The 2,566-nt window shown below is 66.8% G+C and carries 3 protein-coding genes; 1 reads left to right on the forward strand and 2 read right to left on the reverse strand.

Annotated features, from left to right (window positions below; translation table 11 throughout):
• Window positions 1–372: 372 nt before the first annotated feature.
• Window positions 373–945 (reverse strand): TetR/AcrR family transcriptional regulator, encoded by a 573-nt coding sequence (locus AB0D57_RS47540; RefSeq protein WP_362088741.1) that lies wholly within the window; start codon window positions 943–945, stop codon window positions 373–375.
• Window positions 946–1,080: 135 nt separating this feature from the next.
• Window positions 1,081–1,548: a helix-turn-helix domain-containing protein gene (locus tag AB0D57_RS47545; RefSeq protein ID WP_362088742.1), complete on the reverse strand. Its 468-nt coding sequence runs from the start codon at window positions 1,546–1,548 to the stop codon at window positions 1,081–1,083.
• A 93-nt stretch (window positions 1,549–1,641) separates the two neighbouring features.
• Between AB0D57_RS47545 and AB0D57_RS47550 the strand changes: the two genes are divergently transcribed.
• On the forward strand, window positions 1,642–2,142 hold the full coding sequence (locus AB0D57_RS47550; protein ID WP_362088743.1) for a PaaI family thioesterase: 501 nt from the start codon (window positions 1,642–1,644) through the stop codon (window positions 2,140–2,142).
• Window positions 2,143–2,566: the final 424 nt, after the last annotated feature.

A 2,566-nucleotide genomic window follows, 5' to 3' on the forward strand; every position in this document is an offset into this window, starting at 1 on the left:
GACGGCAGCCGCCTGATAGCCACACCCAGCACCCCTGGGCGACCCAACCCTACGAATGGCTCGATCAACCCGATCAAGACGGTAGAGCCGCCTGACCACGCCGGTCGAACGCGGCATCTTCCGGTTCCACGGGCGGTTCGTGGAGACGGCCCTTGGGTTCCTCGAACGGTAGTAGGCGTGGAACGGTAGTAGGCGTGAAGTGTGGTCGTCGCCTGGGCCGAGGGTGTTGCCTCAGGGCCGTGACGCCCTTTGGGTGAGCAGCTCGAACGCGATGGCCGGACCAGGGTTCAGGGGCTGCCATCCGCGGTTGATTGTGGTTCCCGTTGGAGACGCCTGCCGGTGACTCTGTGGGGCGGCCACAGGGATCCCCCCTCACCTCATGAATGCGAGGGCGTTCTCGATTCCCTGCTCAAGGACCTCGTCGGCGAACTTCTGGTCGGACAGGGCGCGGGACAGCTGCAACGTCCCCACCATCATGGCGAAGAGCCCGATGGCCCTGCCGCGAGCGGACTTCGGATCCTCAGGTGCCAGGCGGGCGGCGATCTCTTCCACGACGTCCCGCGCGCCGTCGGTGTAGGCCTGCTTGGTCCCATCTCCGCAGCGGCCGATCTCGTCGAGCAGCGCGGCGGAGGGGCATCCTAGGCTGGGGTGGTCCCGGTGCTCAGGGGACAGATATTCGCGAATGAGGTCCTCGAGTCCGAGGCGGCCGGGCCGCAGGGTGCCGTACCTCGCGACCTGCGTGCGCAGTTCGTCGGCCACGACATGGGCGACCAGGTCGTCCTTGGACGCGAAGTGGGCGTAGAAGGCACCGTTGGTGAGCCCTGCATCCGACATCAGCGTGGAGATGCCCGAGCCGTCTATGCCGTCCTGCTTGAACCGGTGGCCGGCCGTCTCGATGATCCGTTGCCGCGTCACCTGCTTGTGCTCCTTGGCGTAGCGCACCACGAGCTTCCTCCATCCGCTCCGTGAGGCCGTTGCCCCGCGCTCAAGCCTAATTCATGGCCTGACGCACGTAATATTATGACCGGCAGGTGACTTCGGGCGCTGATCCTGTGATCGTACGGATTGAGCGCCGATGGCTTAAGACCGGAGGCGAGCGCCAGGTCCCAGCCGGGCGGTGACTTCCCCGGGCGTGAGGGCGGAGTGCTCCGCGGAGCACTCGACGACGACGCGGACCGGAGCGTCGCAGTCGGTGTGGCGGACGTCCAGTACGGGGCCCTCGGGGCCGAGGGTGTGCCTTTCGCCCCACTGGCTCAGCGCCATCAGGACAGGCCACAGGTCCCAGCCTTTGCCGGTCAGGCGGTACTCGTTGCGGGAGCGGCTGCCCGGCTCCTGGTAGGGGACGGTCTTCAGGATGCCGGCCGAGATCAGCTTCCGGAGGCGGTCGCTGAGGACGGCTTCGGACAGGCCGATGTGGCGGTGGAAGTCGTCGAAGCGGCGGACTCCGTTGACGGCGTCACGCAGGATCAGCAACGTCCACTTCTCTCCGACCACGTCGAGTGTGCGCTGGACGGGGCAGTTCTCCGTGCTTGCCTCAAGCCACTCCATCCCGCCATCGTAGAGGCCTGACTTCGTCATTGACAGTCAGACTGACGGGCAGCTAGCTTCACTTGTAAAAGTCAGATGGGAAGGCGCGCCGTCGTGGGACGAACACGTACGTATCACTGGGAAGATCCCGCGATCCTGGCGGAAGCCGCCGGACGCATGGCCGGCATCGACTTCCTGCGCGAGGTGCAGGCGGGGCAGTTGCCGGGGCCGCCCATCAACTACGCCATCGACTTCACCCTGGACGAGGTGGAGCCCGGCAGGGCGGTCTTCTCTCTGACGCCGGGTGAGGAGCACTACAACCCGATCGGCAGCGTGCACGGCGGCATCTTCGCCACCTTGCTCGACTCTGCGGCGGGCTGCGCCGTCCAGACCACCCTCCCTCAAGGCATGGCGTACACCTCGCTCGACCTGACGGTGAAGTTCCTGCGGCGGATCACCGTGGACACGGGCACGGTGCGCGCCATCGGCACAGTTGTCAGCAAGGGCCGCCAAACCGCCCTCGCTCAGGCGCAGTTGGTCGACGCGACGGACCGTCTGCTCGCCCACGCCACCAGCAGCTGTCTGCTCTTCCCGGTGCCGCCCTCTCAGGGGTGACCCTCGGCGGTGACCGGTTTATCGGCCTGGCCCTCGACGCGCCGATGTCTCGTCCCTCCTGCATCTCATCCCTCCTCACAGTTGACCTGAGGAGGGTGATGTCTGCGCGGTGATGCCGGACTCCCTTGACCTGGGCGGACAAACCGGGGGTACGAGGTGAAACAGCTGCGGCGCACGGCGGTGGCGACCCGTAACTCCTCGGGTCCCCGGGCTTCCGTGCGCCGCAGCTGTGTTGAGGCGCCCGAAGTCGGTGATTCCCTCGGGCGCCGGATCTTTCGTCAGGTGGCTTAGGACCTGTCCGGCCGATCATGCCGCAGACGCGGGGTGTAGCACGCGCATCTGCCGCGTTGTCGTCACTCGCCGACGCTCCGCGTCGACTCCCTCCTCCGCCTTGCAGCTACACGCACCACACCCCGCTCACCGG

The organism is Streptomyces sp. NPDC048275, assembly GCF_040652275.1.
Classification (GTDB): Bacteria; Actinomycetota; Actinomycetes; order Streptomycetales; family Streptomycetaceae; genus Streptomyces.

Coding starts and splice junctions, on each gene's coding strand:
- AB0D57_RS47545 (WP_362088742.1), bottom strand. CDS start 1,548: ATGGAGTGGCTTGAGGCAAGCACGGAGAACTGCCCCGTCCAGCGCACA.